General features: G+C 60.6%; 16 protein-coding genes. 11 read left to right on the top strand and 5 right to left on the bottom strand.

The window, feature by feature from the left end:
• Window positions 1-28: 28 nt before the first annotated feature.
• The 8 genes from nuoK to trmB all read left to right on the top strand — a co-directional run bounded on the left by nuoK (window position 29) and on the right by trmB (window position 9,489).
• Window positions 29-334: an NADH-quinone oxidoreductase subunit NuoK gene (gene nuoK, locus JHW44_RS05400; RefSeq protein ID WP_089343058.1), complete on the top strand. Its 306-nt coding sequence runs from the start codon at window positions 29-31 to the stop codon at window positions 332-334.
• Window positions 335-340: 6 nt separating this feature from the next.
• A complete protein-coding gene (nuoL, locus tag JHW44_RS05405; RefSeq protein ID WP_089343057.1) occupies window positions 341-2,422 on the top strand; it encodes an NADH-quinone oxidoreductase subunit L in 2,082 nt (693 codons plus the stop codon).
• Between the two features lies 1 nt (window position 2,423).
• Window positions 2,424-3,992 carry an NADH-quinone oxidoreductase subunit M gene (locus JHW44_RS05410; RefSeq protein ID WP_089343056.1) on the top strand — a complete coding sequence of 523 codons (1,569 nt, stop codon included), beginning with the start codon at window positions 2,424-2,426 and terminating at the stop codon, window positions 3,990-3,992.
• A 10-nt stretch (window positions 3,993-4,002) separates the two neighbouring features.
• Entirely contained in the window at window positions 4,003-5,484 is a 1,482-nt protein-coding gene (gene nuoN / locus JHW44_RS05415) for an NADH-quinone oxidoreductase subunit NuoN (RefSeq protein ID WP_089343292.1), read from the top strand.
• On the top strand, window positions 5,477-6,250 hold the full coding sequence (locus JHW44_RS05420) for a biotin--[acetyl-CoA-carboxylase] ligase (protein ID WP_245846824.1): 774 nt from the start codon (window positions 5,477-5,479) through the stop codon (window positions 6,248-6,250). The genes nuoN and JHW44_RS05420 overlap by 8 nt, the downstream gene beginning before the upstream one ends.
• Before the next feature lie 5 nt (window positions 6,251-6,255).
• Complete coding sequence (locus tag JHW44_RS05425; protein WP_089343054.1) at window positions 6,256-7,035, top strand: type III pantothenate kinase; 780 nt, start codon at window positions 6,256-6,258, stop codon at window positions 7,033-7,035.
• Window positions 7,028-8,704 (top strand): ribonuclease J, encoded by a 1,677-nt coding sequence (locus JHW44_RS05430; RefSeq protein WP_089343053.1) that lies wholly within the window; start codon window positions 7,028-7,030, stop codon window positions 8,702-8,704. The genes JHW44_RS05425 and JHW44_RS05430 overlap by 8 nt, the downstream gene beginning before the upstream one ends.
• 68 nt (window positions 8,705-8,772) lie before the next feature.
• Window positions 8,773-9,489 carry a tRNA (guanine(46)-N(7))-methyltransferase TrmB gene (gene trmB / locus JHW44_RS05435; protein WP_089343052.1) on the top strand — a complete coding sequence of 239 codons (717 nt, stop codon included), beginning with the start codon at window positions 8,773-8,775 and terminating at the stop codon, window positions 9,487-9,489.
• Window positions 9,490-9,575: 86 nt separating this feature from the next.
• Here trmB and JHW44_RS05440 read toward each other — a convergent pair whose 3' ends face one another.
• Both JHW44_RS05440 and JHW44_RS05445 read right to left on the bottom strand, forming a co-directional pair.
• A complete protein-coding gene (locus JHW44_RS05440) occupies window positions 9,576-9,803 on the bottom strand; it encodes a DUF1150 family protein (RefSeq protein WP_089343051.1) in 228 nt (75 codons plus the stop codon).
• Window positions 9,804-9,817: 14 nt separating this feature from the next.
• Window positions 9,818-10,228, bottom strand: coding sequence for an Hsp20 family protein (locus JHW44_RS05445; RefSeq protein ID WP_089343291.1), 411 nt, complete (start codon window positions 10,226-10,228; stop codon window positions 9,818-9,820).
• A gap of 217 nt (window positions 10,229-10,445) precedes the next feature.
• On the opposite strand from JHW44_RS05445, the gene JHW44_RS05450 reads away from it, so the two are divergent.
• Genes JHW44_RS05450 through JHW44_RS05460 form a run of 3 tightly spaced genes read left to right on the top strand, consistent with a single transcriptional unit; the run spans window position 10,446 to window position 12,238 of the window.
• Window positions 10,446-10,664: a YdcH family protein gene (locus JHW44_RS05450; RefSeq protein ID WP_089343050.1), complete on the top strand. Its 219-nt coding sequence runs from the start codon at window positions 10,446-10,448 to the stop codon at window positions 10,662-10,664.
• 58 nt (window positions 10,665-10,722) lie between these two features.
• Window positions 10,723-11,208, top strand: coding sequence for a 5-(carboxyamino)imidazole ribonucleotide mutase (gene purE, locus JHW44_RS05455; RefSeq protein WP_089343049.1), 486 nt, complete (start codon window positions 10,723-10,725; stop codon window positions 11,206-11,208).
• Window positions 11,201-12,238 (top strand): 5-(carboxyamino)imidazole ribonucleotide synthase, encoded by a 1,038-nt coding sequence (locus JHW44_RS05460; RefSeq protein ID WP_089343048.1) that lies wholly within the window; start codon window positions 11,201-11,203, stop codon window positions 12,236-12,238. Before purE ends, JHW44_RS05460 begins: the two co-directional genes overlap by 8 nt.
• Before the next feature lie 30 nt (window positions 12,239-12,268).
• On the opposite strand, the gene JHW44_RS05465 is transcribed toward JHW44_RS05460, so the two are convergent.
• The 3 genes from JHW44_RS05465 to JHW44_RS05475 all read right to left on the bottom strand — a co-directional run bounded on the left by JHW44_RS05465 (window position 12,269) and on the right by JHW44_RS05475 (window position 15,559).
• A complete protein-coding gene (locus tag JHW44_RS05465) occupies window positions 12,269-13,219 on the bottom strand; it encodes a glutaminase (RefSeq protein ID WP_089343047.1) in 951 nt (316 codons plus the stop codon).
• A gap of 117 nt (window positions 13,220-13,336) precedes the next feature.
• On the bottom strand, window positions 13,337-14,827 hold the full coding sequence (gene purF, locus JHW44_RS05470) for an amidophosphoribosyltransferase (protein WP_089343046.1): 1,491 nt from the start codon (window positions 14,825-14,827) through the stop codon (window positions 13,337-13,339).
• 135 nt (window positions 14,828-14,962) lie between these two features.
• On the bottom strand, window positions 14,963-15,559 hold the full coding sequence (locus JHW44_RS05475) for a CvpA family protein (RefSeq protein ID WP_089343045.1): 597 nt from the start codon (window positions 15,557-15,559) through the stop codon (window positions 14,963-14,965).
• Window positions 15,560-15,561 lie beyond the last annotated feature (2 nt).

Below are 15,561 nucleotides of genomic sequence, written 5' to 3' on the forward strand. Positions count from 1 at the left end.
GGGTGAATGACCCGGAGGGACAGAAACGATGATCGGATTGACACATTTCCTTACGGTGGGGGCGATACTTTTCGTCGCCGGCGTGTTCGGCATTTTCGTGAACCGAAAGAACGTCATTGTCATCCTGATGTCGATCGAACTGATGCTGCTTGCGGTGAATATCAACTTTGTCGCCTTTTCGGCCCATCTGGGCGATCTGGCCGGACAGGTCTTCACGATGTTCATCCTGACCGTTGCGGCGGCCGAAGCTGCAATCGGTCTGGCGATCCTGGTGGTGTTCTTCCGCAACCGCGGAACCATCGCGGTCGAAGATGTCAACGTGATGAAGGGTTAAGGGATCATGGCGCAATTCATTCTCTTTGCCCCATTGCTGGGCGCGATCATTGCCGGGTTCGGCTGGCGCGTCATCGGCGAAAAGGCGGCACAATATCTGACCACGGGCATCCTGTTCGCGGCCTGTTTCTTCAGCTGGATCATCTTTCTTGGCTTTGACGGCGAGGTTCGTCATCTGCCGGTGATGGATTGGATCGTTTCGGGTGATTTCACCAGCGAATGGGCGATCCGGCTGGACCGGTTGACGGCGATCATGCTGATCGTGGTGACCTCGGTCTCGGCGCTGGTCCATATGTATTCGATGGGCTACATGGCCCATGACGACAATTTCACCCATGACGAGCATTACAAGGCGCGCTTCTTCGCCTATCTGTCGTTCTTCACCTTTGCCATGCTGATGCTGGTGACGGCGGACAATCTGCTGCAGATGTTCTTTGGCTGGGAAGGGGTTGGCGTTGCCTCCTATCTGCTGATCGGTTTCTACTTCAAGAAACAGTCCGCAGGGGCGGCGGCCATGAAGGCCTTTATCGTCAACCGGGTCGGCGACTTTGGCTTCCTGCTGGGGATCTTCGGCCTCTACTGGATGACCGGTGCGATCCAGTTCGACACCGTATTCGGTCAGGTGCCCGAGCTGGCACAGACGCAGATGCATTTCCTCTGGCGTGACTGGAACGCGGCCGAGGTTCTGGCCGTGCTGCTGTTCATTGGCGCGATGGGGAAATCGGCGCAACTGCTGCTGCACACATGGCTGCCTGACGCGATGGAAGGCCCGACCCCCGTGTCGGCCTTGATCCACGCCGCGACCATGGTGACCGCGGGTGTCTTTCTGGTCTGCCGGATGTCGCCGCTGTATGAATTCGCGCCTGACGCCAAGACCTTCATCACCGTGATCGGTGCGACCACGGCATTCTTCGCTGCGACGGTTGGTCTGGTGCAGAACGACATCAAGCGCGTGATCGCCTATTCGACCTGTTCGCAGCTGGGCTACATGTTCGTGGCCGCAGGTGTCGGGGTCTACTCGGTCGCCATGTTCCACCTGCTGACCCATGCCTTCTTCAAGGCGATGCTGTTCCTGGGCGCCGGTTCGGTCATCCACGCGATGCATCACGAACAGGACATGCGCAACTACGGTGGCCTGCGCAAGAAGATCCCGCTGACCTTCTGGGCGATGCTGATCGGGACGCTGGCGATCACTGGTGTCGGCATTCCGCTGACCCATATCGGCTTTGCCGGGTTCCTGTCGAAAGATGCGGTGATCGAAAGCGCCTGGGCCGGCAATACCTATGCCTTCTGGATGCTGGTCATTGCTGCGGCCTTCACCAGTTTCTACAGCTGGCGGCTGATGTTCATGACCTTCTGGGGCAAGCCGCGCGGCGACCAGCATGCGCATGACCATGCCCATGAAAGCCCGCGCGTCATGACGATCCCACTTGGGGTGCTGGCCATCGGCGCGATCTTTGCCGGTATGGTCTGGTACGGTCCGTTCTTTGGCAGCCACGACAAGCTGACGCAATTCTTCCACATGGGTCACGGCGAAGCACATGCCACGCAGGAACATGGCGAGGCCGAGCATGATGCACATGCCATTGCCGAGCCTGCCGGGGATGAGGAGCATGCAGCGGCAGATATTCCTGCTCCGGTAGGCGGCGCTGTCTACATGCATCCTGACAATCACGTCCTGGACGAGGCACACCACGCCCCGACCTGGGTGAAGGTTTCGCCTTTCATAGCCATGGTGTTGGGGTTCCTGCTGGCCTGGATCTTCTATATTCGCAGTCCCGAAGCACCGGCGAAGCTGGCTGCGCAACAGCCCGCGCTGTACCAGTTCCTGCTGAACAAATGGTATTTCGACGAGTTGTATGACGTAATTTTTGTCCGTCCTGCCAGATGGTTGGGTCGTACCCTGTGGACGGGCGGCGACGGAGCCGTTATCGACGGCGCCATTAACGGGGTGGCCATGGGAATCATCCCGCGCCTGACACGTTTTGCCGGTCGGGTGCAGACTGGCTATCTGTTCCATTACGCCTTCGCGATGGTTCTTGGCATCGTGGGCTTGCTGATCTGGGTGATGATGCGGGGCACGCACTGACATGACGAACCTTCTATCGATCATCACCTTCCTGCCGATCGTGGCTGCGGCAATTCTGGCCCTGTTCCTGCGTGGCGATGATGCGGCCTCGCAGAAGAACGCCAAATGGCTGGCCCTGATCGCGACAACCGCGACCTTCCTGATCTCGATCTTCGTGCTGACCGGCTTCAATCCGGCCGATACCGGCTTTCAGTTCGTCGAAGATCATGCCTGGATCATGGGGCTGCGTTACAAGATGGGCGTGGACGGGATCTCGGTCCTGTTCGTGCTGCTGACGACCTTCCTGATGCCGCTGACGATCCTGTCGACCTGGGATGTGAAAACCCGCGTCAAGGAATACATGATCGCCTTCCTGGTTCTGGAAGGTCTGATGATCGGCGTGTTCACCGCGCTGGATCTGATCCTGTTCTACCTGTTCTTCGAAGCCGGCCTGATCCCGATGTTCCTGATTATCGGGATCTGGGGCGGTCAGAACCGGATCTATGCGGCCTTCAAGTTCTTCCTCTATACCTTCCTGGGGTCGGTGCTGATGCTTGTGGCCATGATCGCCATGGCCCGCACTGCCGGGACGACGGATATCGCGGCCCTGCTGCAGTTCGATTTCCCCTCGGAAACCATGCGGGTGCTGGGCTTCAGCGTCGTTGGCGGGATGCAGACCCTGCTGTTCCTGGCGTTCTTTGCCTCTTTCGCGGTGAAGATGCCGATGTGGCCGGTTCACACCTGGCTGCCTGATGCCCACGTGCAGGCACCGACTGCAGGTTCGGTGGTTCTGGCGGCGGTGCTGCTGAAGATGGGGGGCTATGGCTTCCTGCGCTTCAGCCTGCCGATGTTCCCGGTGGCATCGGACCTGTTGCAGCCGCTGGTGTTCTGGATGTCGGCCATTGCCATCGTCTACACCTCGCTGGTGGCACTGGCGCAAAGCGACATGAAGAAGCTGATCGCCTATTCGTCCATCGCGCACATGGGCTATGTGACCATGGGGACATTTGCCGCAAACCAGCAGGGGCTGGACGGTGCGATCTTCCAGATGCTGTCGCATGGTTTCGTCTCGGGCGCGCTGTTCCTCTGCGTTGGCGTGATCTATGACCGGATGCACACCCGCGAGATCGACGCCTACGGCGGTCTGGTGAACCGGATGCCGGTTTACGCGCTGGTCTTCATGTTCTTCACCATGGCCAATGTCGGCTTGCCGGGCACCTCGGGTTTCGTGGGTGAGTTCCTGACACTGATGGGCACATTCAAGGCCAATACCTGGGTTGCCTTTGTCGCCGCCACGGGTGTGATCCTGTCGGCTTCCTATGCGCTGTGGCTGTATCGCCGCGTGACCTTCGGGGCGCTGATCAAGGAAAGCCTGAAAACCATCAACGACATGACTGCCCGCGAAAAGTGGATCTTTGCACCGCTGATCGCCATGACCCTGTTGCTGGGCGTCTATCCGCGCCTTGTCACCGACATTACCGGCCCCGCCGTCGAGGCGTTGCTGGTCAACTATCACGATGCGCTTCCGCATGACGCGGTTGACGGGCTTGCCGTCACCGCCGCCGTGGATGCCGCAGAAGCCAGCCATTGAGGAACGCAAGATGACCGCGCTCGATCTTTCGACCATCCTGCCGGAGCTCTTGCTGGCGATCTATGCATTGGCCGCACTGATGGCTGGTGCATGGTTCGGCAAGGACCAGATTGCAAAACCCATCCTCTGGGCGACGGTAGCCGCCCTGCTGCTGGTCGGGCTGTATATCGGGATCTCGGATCGTCCCGACCAGACCGCTTTCCACGGCATGTTCCGCGACGATGCCTTTGCACGATTTGCCAAGGTGACGATCCTGATCTCGGCTTCCGCCGTTCTGGCGATGAGTGTCGAATATATGGATCGTCGCGGGCTGATGCGCTTTGAGTTCCCGATCCTGGTCACGCTAGCCGCGATCGGCATGATGATGATGGTCTCGGCCAGCGACCTGCTGTCGCTGTATATGGGGCTGGAACTGCAATCTCTGTCGCTCTATGTCGTTGCGGCCATGCGCCGTGACAGTGTCCGGTCCTCGGAAGCCGGCCTGAAGTATTTTGTTCTGGGCGCGCTCAGCTCGGGTCTGCTTCTTTATGGTGCGTCGCTGGTCTATGGCTTTGCCGGGACCACGAATTTCGACGGTATCTTCTCGACCATCTCGGATGGACAGATGTCGATGGGCGTGCTGTTCGGTCTGGTCTTCCTGCTGGTCGGTCTGGCCTTCAAGGTTTCGGCAGTGCCCTTCCACATGTGGACGCCCGATGTCTATGAGGGCGCCCCGACGCCCGTCACGGCCTTCTTCGCCACGGCGCCCAAGGTTGCGGCAATGTCGCTGATTGCGCGTCTGATGTTTGACGCCTTCGGCAATGTTCCGGGCGACTGGGGCCAGATCATCGCGCTGCTGGCGGTGATGTCGATGTTCCTTGGATCGATCGCGGGTATCGGACAGCGCAACATCAAGCGTCTGATGGCCTATTCCTCGATTGCCCATATGGGCTTTGCACTGGTCGGCCTGGCTGCGGGCACGGCCTATGGGGTGCAGGCGATGCTGCTGTATATGGCCATCTATGCGGTGATGAACGTCGGCACATTCGCCTTCATCCTGTCGATGGAGCGTGACGGCATGCCGGTCACGGATCTGTCCAGCCTCAACCGTTTTGCCACGGCCGAACCGTTGAAGGCCATTGCCGTGCTGTTCCTGATGTTCAGCCTGGCCGGTGTGCCTCCCTTCCTTGGCTTCTTTGCCAAGTTCGGGGTGCTTTCGGCAGCGGTTCAGGCGGATATGGCCTGGCTGTCGGTTCTGGGTGTTATCGCCTCGGTGATCGGTGCGTTCTATTACCTGCGCATCGTCTATTACATGTTCTTCGGTGGTGAATCCGAAGGCGTGGAAAGCCGCATGGGCCTGATCCAATATCTGGCACTGCTGATCCCGGCGGCAATGCTGCTGATGGGTGCGGTCACGATGTTCGGTGTCGATGATGCCGCAGCGACCGCCGCGCAGTCTCTTGTCGGATCCGAGGCAGCGGCGGTGGATGCCGACGGGACGGCCGGTGACTGAAGCCACCGGCGCGGCATGGCCGCAGGGCTTTGGCCGTCATATCCTTGAACGTGTCGACAGCACGAATGCCGAAGCCTTTCGGCTGGCCCCGTCTTTGGCGGGGCCGACTTGGATCATGGCACGGCGGCAAGAGAACGGGCGGGGTCGGCGCGGCCGCGCCTGGATCGATCCGGTCGGGAATTTCGCGGCGACTCTGGTTCTGCAAACGGGTTCGGCTCCTGCTGATGCGGCGCGGCTGTCCTTTGTAGCCGCTTTGGCCGTACATGACGCGCTGATCCGGCTGTGCGGTCCGCGCCTGAACATCTCGTTGAAATGGCCCAATGATGTCTTGCTGAACGGTGGCAAGCTTTCGGGGATATTGCTGGAAAGCACGGGGGCGGGCGGTCAGGTCACTGCGCTGGCCATCGGCATCGGAATCAATCTGGTTTCGGGCCCCGATACCGGCGCGGTCGAGCCGGGCGCCTTGCGGCCCGTCAGCCTGCAGGGTGAGGCCGGTGTGGTCCTGACCCCTGACGAGGTTCTGACCGCCGTGGCGCAGGGCTTTGCCCATTGGTATCGGCAGGAACAGGATTACGGCTTTGCGCCGATCAGATCCGCGTGGTTGGCGCGGGCGGCGCGATTGGGTGAAACGATCACTGCGCGCACCGGCAATGCGGAAAGCCGCGGACGTTTTGACGGCATCGACGAGACGGGGGCGCTGCTCCTGACAACGCCGCGAGGACGCGTCGCAATTCCCGCGGCCGACATCTATTTTGACGCGGGCTGACTGGCATGCTGCTTTGCATCGACACAGGCAACACCAATACCGTCTTTTCCATCTGGGATGGAGAGAAGTTCCTGGCGCATTGGCGGATTTCGACGGACCACCGACGCACCGCGGACGAGTATTTCGTCTGGCTGTCGACCCTGATCGCCGTGCAGAAGTTCGAGCTGCAGATCAACGGTTGCATCATCAGCGCGACGGCTCCGCGCGTGGTGTTCAATCTGCGGGTCCTGTGCAACCGATATTTCGACACCCGCCCCCTTGTCGTGGGCAAGCCCGACTGTGCCTTGCCGGTCGAGCCGAGGGTCGATGTCGGCACGACCGTGGGGCCGGACCGGCTGGTGAACACGGTCGCGGGATTTGACCGTCACGGTCCCGATCTGATCGTGGTCGATTTCGGCACCGCGACGACCTTTGACGTCGTGGACACTGATGGTGCCTATGTGGGGGGGGTGATCGCGCCGGGGGTCAACCTGTCGCTTGAAGCATTGCATATGGGCGCGGCCTCGCTGCCCCATGTCGATGTGACCCGCCCGGCACAGGTGGTGGGCACCAATACGGTCGCTTGCCTGCAATCAGGAATTTTCTGGGGATATATCGGGCTGGTCGATGGTATCGTCACGCAAATTCGCGAGGAACGTCAGCGCCCGATGAAGGTTATTGCCACGGGTGGGCTTGCGCCTTTGTTCGATCAGGGGTTTGACCTATTTGACGCGATCGAGGACGATCTGACCGTTCACGGTTTGAGACTTATATACGATTACAACAAGGAGATGGGCAATGTCTGAACGCCTGATATATTTGCCGCTCGGCGGCGCGGGCGAAATCGGCATGAACGCCTATGTCTATGGATATGGCGCGCCGGGCAAGGAACGACTGATTCTCGTCGATCTCGGGGTGACCTTCGGGGATATGGAGGGCAGTCCGGGTATTGATCTGATCATGCCCGATCTGACCTGGCTGGAAGCAAATCGCGACCGGCTGGAAGGTATTTTCATTACGCATGGACATGAGGACCATTTGGGGGCAGTCGCGCATCTGTGGTCGCGCCTGAATGTACCGATTTACGCACGGAAATTCACCGGGACGCTGTGCCGGCTGAAACTGGAAGAGGCCGGCATCCCCGCCGATACGGTCCAGATCGTCGGGCCACGGCCCGAAGTGACGGAGCTTGGCCCGTTCAAGGTGCAATATGTGCCGGTCAGCCATTCCATTCCGGAAAGCGCTGCGCTGGTCATCGACACGCCTGCGGGGCGCGTCGTTCACACGGGTGACTTCAAGCTGGACGGCACCCCGATCGTCGGCGACCCCTTCGATCCGGTCATGTGGCATGACATTGCCAATGAAGGGCCGGGCGTGAAGGTGCTGACCTGCGATTCGACCAATGTGTTCTCGAGCCACCCCGGACGGTCCGAGGCGGTTCTGGCCGCACCCATTCTTGACTGGGTCGTGGCGCAGAAGAACATGGTGGTTGCGACGACCTTTGCGTCCAATATCGCACGCCTCAAGACCCTGTCCGAGGCGGCCATCGCGGCTGATCGCAAGGTCTGCCTGCTGGGACGGGCCATGCGCCGGATGGTCAGTGTCGGGCTGGAAACCGGAATTCTGACCGATTTCCCCAACACCATCGGACCCGATGAGGCGGCAAACATGCCGCGCAACAAGGTCATGCTGCTGGTGACCGGCAGCCAGGGTGAACGGCGCGCCGCAAGTGCGCAGCTGTCGCGGGGCCGCTATCTGGGGCTGTCGCTGAAAGAGGGTGACAGCTTCCTGTTCAGTTCCAAGACCATTCCCGGCAACGAACGTTCGGTCGGGCGGATCATGAATGCGCTGAGCGAGAAAGGCATCGAGCTTTATGATGGCGATGACGGCCTGTTCCATGTCTCGGGCCATGCCAACCGCCCCGATATCGAGGCGATGCATGATCTGCTGAAGCCTGAGATCGTGCTGCCGATGCATGGTGAGCATCGCCATCTGCGCGAGCATATGAATATTGCCAGATCCAAGGGCATTGCGTCGATGATCGCCACCAACGGCATGATGGTGGATCTGACGGGCAAGGCTCCGCGGGTCGTTGATCAGGTCGAGACGGGGCGTCTGTATCTGGACGGCAATGTCCTGATCGGTGCCATGGATGGCGTCGTGCGCGACCGGATCCGCATGGCCCTGAACGGTCATGCGCTGGTCAGCGTGATCGTGGATGAGGATGACAATCCGATCCCCGACGCCTGGGTCGAATTGTCCGGGCTGCCGGGGCGCACCCGTGGGGGTGCGGATCTGGGTGAACATATCGAAGGCGAGTTGGCCGAATTTCTGGAAACCGCCGATCGCAAGACGGTGCGTGACGATGCCAAGATCGAAGAGGCTGTTCGCAAGATCACGCGCCAGGTGTCCATGGAGGAGATCGGCAAGAAGCCCGAGGTTTCGGTCATCATCAGCCGTTTGATGGCTGAGTGAAATGAATGGCTGCTGAAGGCCGCGTCGGTGCTTGACCCCGCGCGGCCTTCGGTGCAATTCCCGGTCCCATGACAGATACGCAGAAATCCCCGTTCGATCCAAATCCGCCGCGCCGCAACTTTTACGGGCGTCGGCAGGGCAAGACCTTGCGCCGGAGCCAGAAGGGCTATCTGAGCGAAGATCTGGGAGAGCTGCGTCCAAAGGGTATTTCCATCGAGGAGAACCCCGAGCGTCGCGCCATTGATCCGGTTTCGATCTTCGGGGACGACCGGCCGATCTGGCTGGAGGTCGGCTTTGGCGGCGGCGAACATATGGTGCATATGGCCGCAACCTATCCCGAGATCGGCATTCTTGGTTGCGAACCCTTCATCAATGGCGTCGCCATGTTGCTGGGCAAGATCCGGGCGGCCGGGGTGTCGAATGTCAGCGTCTATCCCGGCGATGCCCGTGACGTGATGGATGTCATGCCCGACAACAGCATTTCGCGCGCATTTCTGATGTATCCCGACCCCTGGCCCAAGGCCCGTCATCACCGGCGCCGTTTCGTGACGCCCGAGCATCTGCTGCCTCTGGCGCGTGTCATGCGGCCCGGGGCCGAGTTTCGGGTGGCAACGGATATACCCGATTACGTGCGCCAGACGCTGGAAGAGGTGCCTCTGGCAGGCTTTGATCTGGTCCGGGAAGGGCCAGAGCCCTGGGAGGACTGGATCAGCACCCGCTACGAGCAGAAGGCGCTGCGTGAAGGCCGCGCGCCGCATTACGTCACCTTTCGCCGTCAGGGCTGAGCCACCGCCCCCAAGGGCAGGATATTTCCCGGGATGTGGCGAAGTTCAGAAGGGGGCGTTGCGATACCGCCCCCCTTTTCCATGTATCAGTGAACGCTGACCGGGGTCAGTTCATTCTGACGCGCCAGAATGAAGGCCAGCGAGCGGTCGCGCACCAATGCCAGCTGTTCGCCCGCAGAATCGTGAACGGCATACATGCTGTCCAGACCGCGAAGCTGTTCGCGGATTTCCTTGGGCAGCGAGCTGGTGGCCACCCGGCGGATATAGACAGTATTTGCGGTTTCGGGTTCGCCGAAATCAAACTTGGTATCCATGATGATCCCCTTTTCTATTTGCGGCTGATCGGAATTGTCTGCACGACCTGATCGGCTTGTTCGCGGCGCAGATTGACATGGAGCAGGCCATTTTCGATTTCCGCGGAAATGACCTCGACCCCATCGGCCAGCACGAAACTGCGTCGAAAGGCCCGCCCTGCGATCCCTCGGTGCAGGTAGACGCGATCATCTTCGGTTTCCGCAAGCCGACCCCGTATGACCAGTTGCCGGTCCTCGGTCGTGACGCTGAGATCCTTTTCGGCAAAACCTGCAACGGCCAGGGTGATCCTGAATCCGTCGGGCGCGATATGTTCGATATTATAGGGGGGATAGCCTTCGGCTCCCTTCGCGGCCCGTTCTGCCAAACGCTCCAGCTGATCAAAGCCCAGCAGATAGGGATGCGCCCCCAGCGATATCTTGGTCATGGTCATCAGCCCTTTGATGTTGAAGCGACTGTTTCACCGGGCCCCGGAACGGCGACCCGGCTTCCATCAATATGTGCATTCGGTGCCGAGGAAACAAGATATGGTCGACATCGCGTCCATAGGCCTTTTCCCGCGGGCGAAGGATTCGGTTAACACCCCGCCCCGGAACCGCTATAAGTCATGCGACCAACGTCCAGTCTTTGCAGCGGGTTGTCTGATGAATATCCAGAACGAAATGTCCCATGACGAGATTGTGCGCGCCAAGCTGGCCGCCCTGCGGTGCGAGCATCGTGATCTGGACGAGGCCATTGCGGCGCTTGCGTCGCAACAGTTGACCACCTCGCTGGCGCTGCAGAGGCTGAAGAAACAGAAGCTGCTGCTGAAGGACAGGATATCGCGGCTGGAAGATGAATTGACCCCGGATATCATCGCCTGATTGCGGCTGGCGCAGGCTCGCGTTATTGCGTGGCCCAGCCACAAGAAGGGGAAGCCGTATGGACAAGCCGGTCGGAATCATCATGGGTAGCCAGTCAGACTGGGCCACCATGCGCGAAGCAGCGACCATTCTGGATGAGCTTGGGATCGGATATGAAACCCGAATTGTCAGCGCGCATCGGACACCGGACCGGCTGTGGGATTATGGCAAGACCGCTGCATCGCGCGGATTGAAAGTCATCATTGCCGGTGCCGGTGGCGCAGCGCATTTGCCGGGCATGATGGCATCGAAGACCCGAATTCCGGTGATTGGCGTTCCGGTGCAGACGCGGGCCTTGTCTGGCGTGGATTCGCTGTATTCCATCGTTCAGATGCCCAAGGGTTTTCCGGTCGCGACCATGGCAATCGGTGCGGCCGGGGCGGCGAATGCCGGGCTGATGGCGGCCGGCATTCTGGCGATTGGCGATGCGGAACTGGCAAGCCGTCTGGATGCCTGGCGCAACGCCCTGTCGGACTCGATCCCCGAGGAGCCGGTTGATGACTGATATTCGCACCATCGGGATTCTGGGCGGTGGCCAACTGGGCCGCATGTTGTCCGTGGCGGCCAGCCGTCTGGGTCTGCGTTGTCATATCTATGAGCCGGGCGCGGCACCCGCCGGCGATGTCGCCTGGAAGGTGACGAATGCCGGTTATGACGATCAGGACGCGCTGCGCGCCTTTGCGGAATCGGTCGATATCGTCACCTATGAATTCGAGAATGTGCCGACCTCTTCGCTGGATCTGCTGGAATCCCTGCGCCCGATCCGCCCGAACCGAAAGGCTCTGGCGATTTCTCAGGACCGTCTGACCGAAAAGAGCTTTCTCAATGACATCGGGCTGGCGACTGCCAGTTTTGCCGATGTTGAAACCGAGGCCGAGCTTCCCGCCGCGGTAGAACGGATCGGGGCGCCCTCGATCCTCAAGACGCGGCGCATGGGTTATGACGGAAAGGGCCAGATCCGCATCGATGATCCGGCCAACCTGCAATGGACCGGCGCGCCTTCGGTTCTGGAAGGCTTCGTGCCTTTCACCGAAGAAATCAGCGTGATCGTCGCGCGAGGCGTCGACGGGCAGGTTGCGGCCTATGACCCGGGCCTGAACCTGCATCAGGACGGTATCCTGCGTACCACCACGGTGCCATGCGGCCTGACCGGCAAGGTCACGACTGATGCTGTGCTGATGGCTGCCCGGATCGTCAATGCACTGGATTATGTTGGCGTGATGGGGGTTGAGCTATTCGTGACTCCGGGCGGGCTGGTCGTGAATGAAATCGCTCCACGGGTTCACAACTCGGGACATTGGACGCAGGCGGGTTGTGCGGTCGATCAGTTCGAACAGCATATTCGCGCGATTGCGGGGCTGCCCCTGGGCGACGGCAAGCGCTTTTGCGATGTCACGATGGAAAATCTGATCGGCGACGATATGGACAGGCTGCCAGAGCTTCTGTCCACGGCGCGCACGCAGATCCATCTGTATGGCAAGGCCGAGGCGAAGCCGGGGCGCAAGATGGGCCATGTGAACCGCATCACCGGATAAAGCGATTGGCGGCGCCTGCGCCGCCATTCCTCAAATGCGAGATGGCCCGATGCCGGGCGTGATCGAAAACATCGACAGCCCCAGATCTTGCGACAGGATCTCCAGCGCCTGGGTGCCCAGAAGCGAATTCCCATAGCGATCCAGCCCCGGTGACCAGACTGCTATAGAGGCACGGTTGGGCAGAACCGCAAGAATTCCCCCTCCGACTCCGCTTTTGGCCGGAACCCCGACGCGATAGGCGAATTCGCCCGAGCCGTTGTAATGGCCACAGGTCATCATCAGCGCATTGATGCTGCGGATATGCCCCGGCGCGATCAGGTTTCCATCCGGATGGATGCCTGCCAGAAAACGTCCGGCGCGGGCAAGCTGTTCGCAGGTCATCGCAAGCGCACAGTGATGGAAATAGGTGCCAAGGGTCAGCGCACAATCATGGCGCAAATTGCCGCAACTGCGCAGGAAATAGGCCAGTGCCCAGTTGCGATCCCCTGTCTCTTTTTCTGATGCCGCCACCTGTGGATCAATGAAGATCGCGTCATCCGAAGCCGCCTGCCGCATGAAGCGCACGATCTCGGCCAGAGTTTCCTTGGGCGTTGCGCCGACCAATAGCGAATCGGTGGTCGCGATCGCACCGGAATTCACAAAGGGATTGGGGGGAATACCCTCGCGCGCCTCAAGCTCTTGCACGGAATTGAAGACATGCGTTGATGGCTCGCGGCCGACCCGGGACCAGAACCGGTCGCCATAGCGGCCCAGGGCGATTGCCAGGGTGAAAACCTTGGAGACGCTTTGGATCGAGAATTCGACCTTGGCATCGCCAACGCTGATCTGGCGGCCATCGGGCAGGCAGATGGACATGGCGAAGCGCGCGGGATCGATGCAGGCCAGTTCGGGGATATAGCTTGCGACCGTGCCGCGATCCGGCATGGCGGCCATACGCGCACAGATATCGTCAAGCAGGGGGCGCAGGGCGTCGAAGTTCATGCCAGCAGGTCCTTGCAGAACCGGAAACCTTCCCGAAAGGGCAGGGGATGCACCACCTGTGGGCGCGTCCTGCTCCCGATTGCATGGCTGCGACCGGGAGCAGGGAGATCTGTCGGGTTACTCGGCTGCCTCGTTCGTGGCCGTTTCCGATCCGGGCAGCATCTGGAAACCACGTTCCAACTGATCAAAGGGTGCAACCGGATAGTCGCCCGAGAAACAGGCATCGCAATACCGCGGGCATTTCGCGTTGCGGCCCTTTTTCTCTCCCACGGCCCGATACAGACCGTCCAACGAGACGAAGGACAGCGAGTCGACGCCGATCCATTTGCGCATTTCCTCGGTGGACATATTGGCCGCCAGCAGCTTTTCGCGGTCGGGCGTGTCCACACCATAGAAGCACGGCCATGCGGTCGGCGGCGAGGCGATCCGGAAATGCACTTCCGCCGCGCCGGCATCGATGATCATGTCCTTGATCTTGCGGCTGGTGGTGCCGCGCACCACGCTGTCATCGACCAGAATGACCCGTTTGCCACGGATCAGGGCGCGGTTGACGTTCAGCTTCAGGCGCACACCCATGTTGCGGATCTGGTCGGTCGGCTCGATGAAGGTCCGACCCATATACTGGTTGCGGATGATGCCCATGCCATAGGGAATGCCCGATTCCTGGGCGAAGCCGATGGCTGCGGGGGTGCCGCTGTCCGGAACGGGACAGACGAGATCGGCCTCGATGGGCGCCTCGCGTGCCAGTTCGACGCCGATCTGGCGACGGGTCTCATAGACCGAACGACCGCCGATGATCGAATCGGGGCGCGAGAAATAGACATGTTCAAAGATGCAGAACCGGCCTGTCGAGGGACCGAAGGGGCGCGAGGTCTCGATCTTGCCTTTCGAGATGACCACCATTTCGCCCGGCTCGACCTCGCGGATGAACTCGGCACCGATGATGTCCAGCGCGCAGGTTTCCGAGGCCAGGACAAATCCGTCATCGCCGACCCGGCCCAGGACCAGGGGCCGCACACCCAGCGGGTCGCGCACGCCGATCAGCTTGGTGCGGGTCATGGCTATGACCGAGAAGGCACCTTCGACGCGCCGCAGCGCATCCTTCATGCGTTCGGGAATGTTGCGCTGTATCGAACGTGCCATCAGGTGAATGATGCATTCGCTGTCCGATGAGGACTGGAAGATCGAGCCGCGTTCGATCAGCTCGCGCCGCAGGGCAGCGGCATTGGTGATGTTGCCGTTATGGGCGATGGCGCAGCCACCCATGTGGAATTCACCGAAGAAGGGCTGAACATCGCGAATCGCGGTCGCGGCCTTGGTGCCGGCCGTGGAATAGCGCACATGACCGATGGCCAGATGGCCCGGCAGGGTGGCCATGACATCCGCCTTGGTGAAATTGTCACGGACATAGCCGAATCTATGGGCGCTGTTGAACCCTTGCTCGGGGTCATGGGCGACGATGCCGCCTGCTTCCTGACCACGGTGCTGCAGGGCATGAAGCCCAAGGGCGACGAAACTGGAGGCGTCGGCCATGCCGATCGCTCCGAATACGCCACATTCTTCGTGAAGGCGGTCCGAATCGAACGGATGGGCCAGAAATGGTTGCATCACGGCATCCTGAATGGCTTTGGGCTGTCAGGGGCTATGTAGAGGCAGGAGCGGATAAAGTCACGCCCTCGCGACAAGGCAAGGGCGGTTTTTTGTCACTTGATCGTCACGATGGCGGGATTTCTCGCGATTTCATCAGTTCGAGGCAGGCGGAACCTGATCCGGCGTGACCGTTTCCGTCTGGGTGCAACCGCGCACCATCTGCTCGTAACGGTTGACGATCCAGCTGGGGGCGTCATCGGGGATCTGCTCGTCCATCTGGCCGCGCATCCGTTCAAAGACCTGTGCCGAACGCGAGTTTTCGACCATCGCGATCTGCTGGCTGGTCATGACGCGATCATAGACGATGAAGGCGATGGCCACCAACAGGATGCCGCGGGCCACCCCGAACAGGAAGCCCATGCCCTGATCGATCCCGCCCAGTGCGGAACGCTGGACGACCGAGGAAAACAGCGGCGTGATGATCGAGAACACCACCAGCGCCAGCGCAAAGACCACCGCGAAGCCCGCGATCGTCGCCAGTTCGCAGCTGTCGCCCAGGAAACGGTCCAGAACCGGAAGCTGGGCAATCATCGGGCGGACCGTTCCGGCAAAGAGGAATGCCAGAATGGCGGCCGCGATCCAGCCCAGGATGGCCAGTGATTCGCGCACGAAGCCCCGCGACCATGCCAGTATCGCCGAAAGGATGATGACCCCTGCCACCACCGCATCAATAATCGTGAAACCGTCCATCA

Origin of the sequence: Paracoccus seriniphilus (assembly GCF_028553745.1) — a bacterium.
GTDB classification, from domain to species: domain Bacteria; phylum Pseudomonadota; class Alphaproteobacteria; order Rhodobacterales; family Rhodobacteraceae; genus Paracoccus; species Paracoccus seriniphilus.

Coding starts and splice junctions, on each gene's coding strand:
- nuoK (WP_089343058.1), top strand. CDS start 29: ATGATCGGATTGACACATTTCCTTACGGTGGGGGCGATACTTTTCGTC.
- nuoL (WP_089343057.1), top strand. CDS start 341: ATGGCGCAATTCATTCTCTTTGCCCCATTGCTGGGCGCGATCATTGCC.
- JHW44_RS05410 (WP_089343056.1), top strand. CDS start 2,424: ATGACGAACCTTCTATCGATCATCACCTTCCTGCCGATCGTGGCTGCG.
- nuoN (WP_089343292.1), top strand. CDS start 4,003: ATGACCGCGCTCGATCTTTCGACCATCCTGCCGGAGCTCTTGCTGGCG.
- JHW44_RS05425 (WP_089343054.1), top strand. CDS start 6,256: ATGCTGCTTTGCATCGACACAGGCAACACCAATACCGTCTTTTCCATC.
- JHW44_RS05430 (WP_089343053.1), top strand. CDS start 7,028: ATGTCTGAACGCCTGATATATTTGCCGCTCGGCGGCGCGGGCGAAATC.
- trmB (WP_089343052.1), top strand. CDS start 8,773: ATGACAGATACGCAGAAATCCCCGTTCGATCCAAATCCGCCGCGCCGC.
- JHW44_RS05440 (WP_089343051.1), bottom strand. CDS start 9,803: ATGGATACCAAGTTTGATTTCGGCGAACCCGAAACCGCAAATACTGTC.
- JHW44_RS05445 (WP_089343291.1), bottom strand. CDS start 10,228: ATGACCAAGATATCGCTGGGGGCGCATCCCTATCTGCTGGGCTTTGAT.
- JHW44_RS05450 (WP_089343050.1), top strand. CDS start 10,446: ATGAATATCCAGAACGAAATGTCCCATGACGAGATTGTGCGCGCCAAG.
- purE (WP_089343049.1), top strand. CDS start 10,723: ATGGACAAGCCGGTCGGAATCATCATGGGTAGCCAGTCAGACTGGGCC.
- JHW44_RS05460 (WP_089343048.1), top strand. CDS start 11,201: ATGACTGATATTCGCACCATCGGGATTCTGGGCGGTGGCCAACTGGGC.
- JHW44_RS05465 (WP_089343047.1), bottom strand. CDS start 13,219: ATGAACTTCGACGCCCTGCGCCCCCTGCTTGACGATATCTGTGCGCGT.
- purF (WP_089343046.1), bottom strand. CDS start 14,827: ATGCAACCATTTCTGGCCCATCCGTTCGATTCGGACCGCCTTCACGAA.
- JHW44_RS05475 (WP_089343045.1), bottom strand. CDS start 15,559: ATGGACGGTTTCACGATTATTGATGCGGTGGTGGCAGGGGTCATCATC.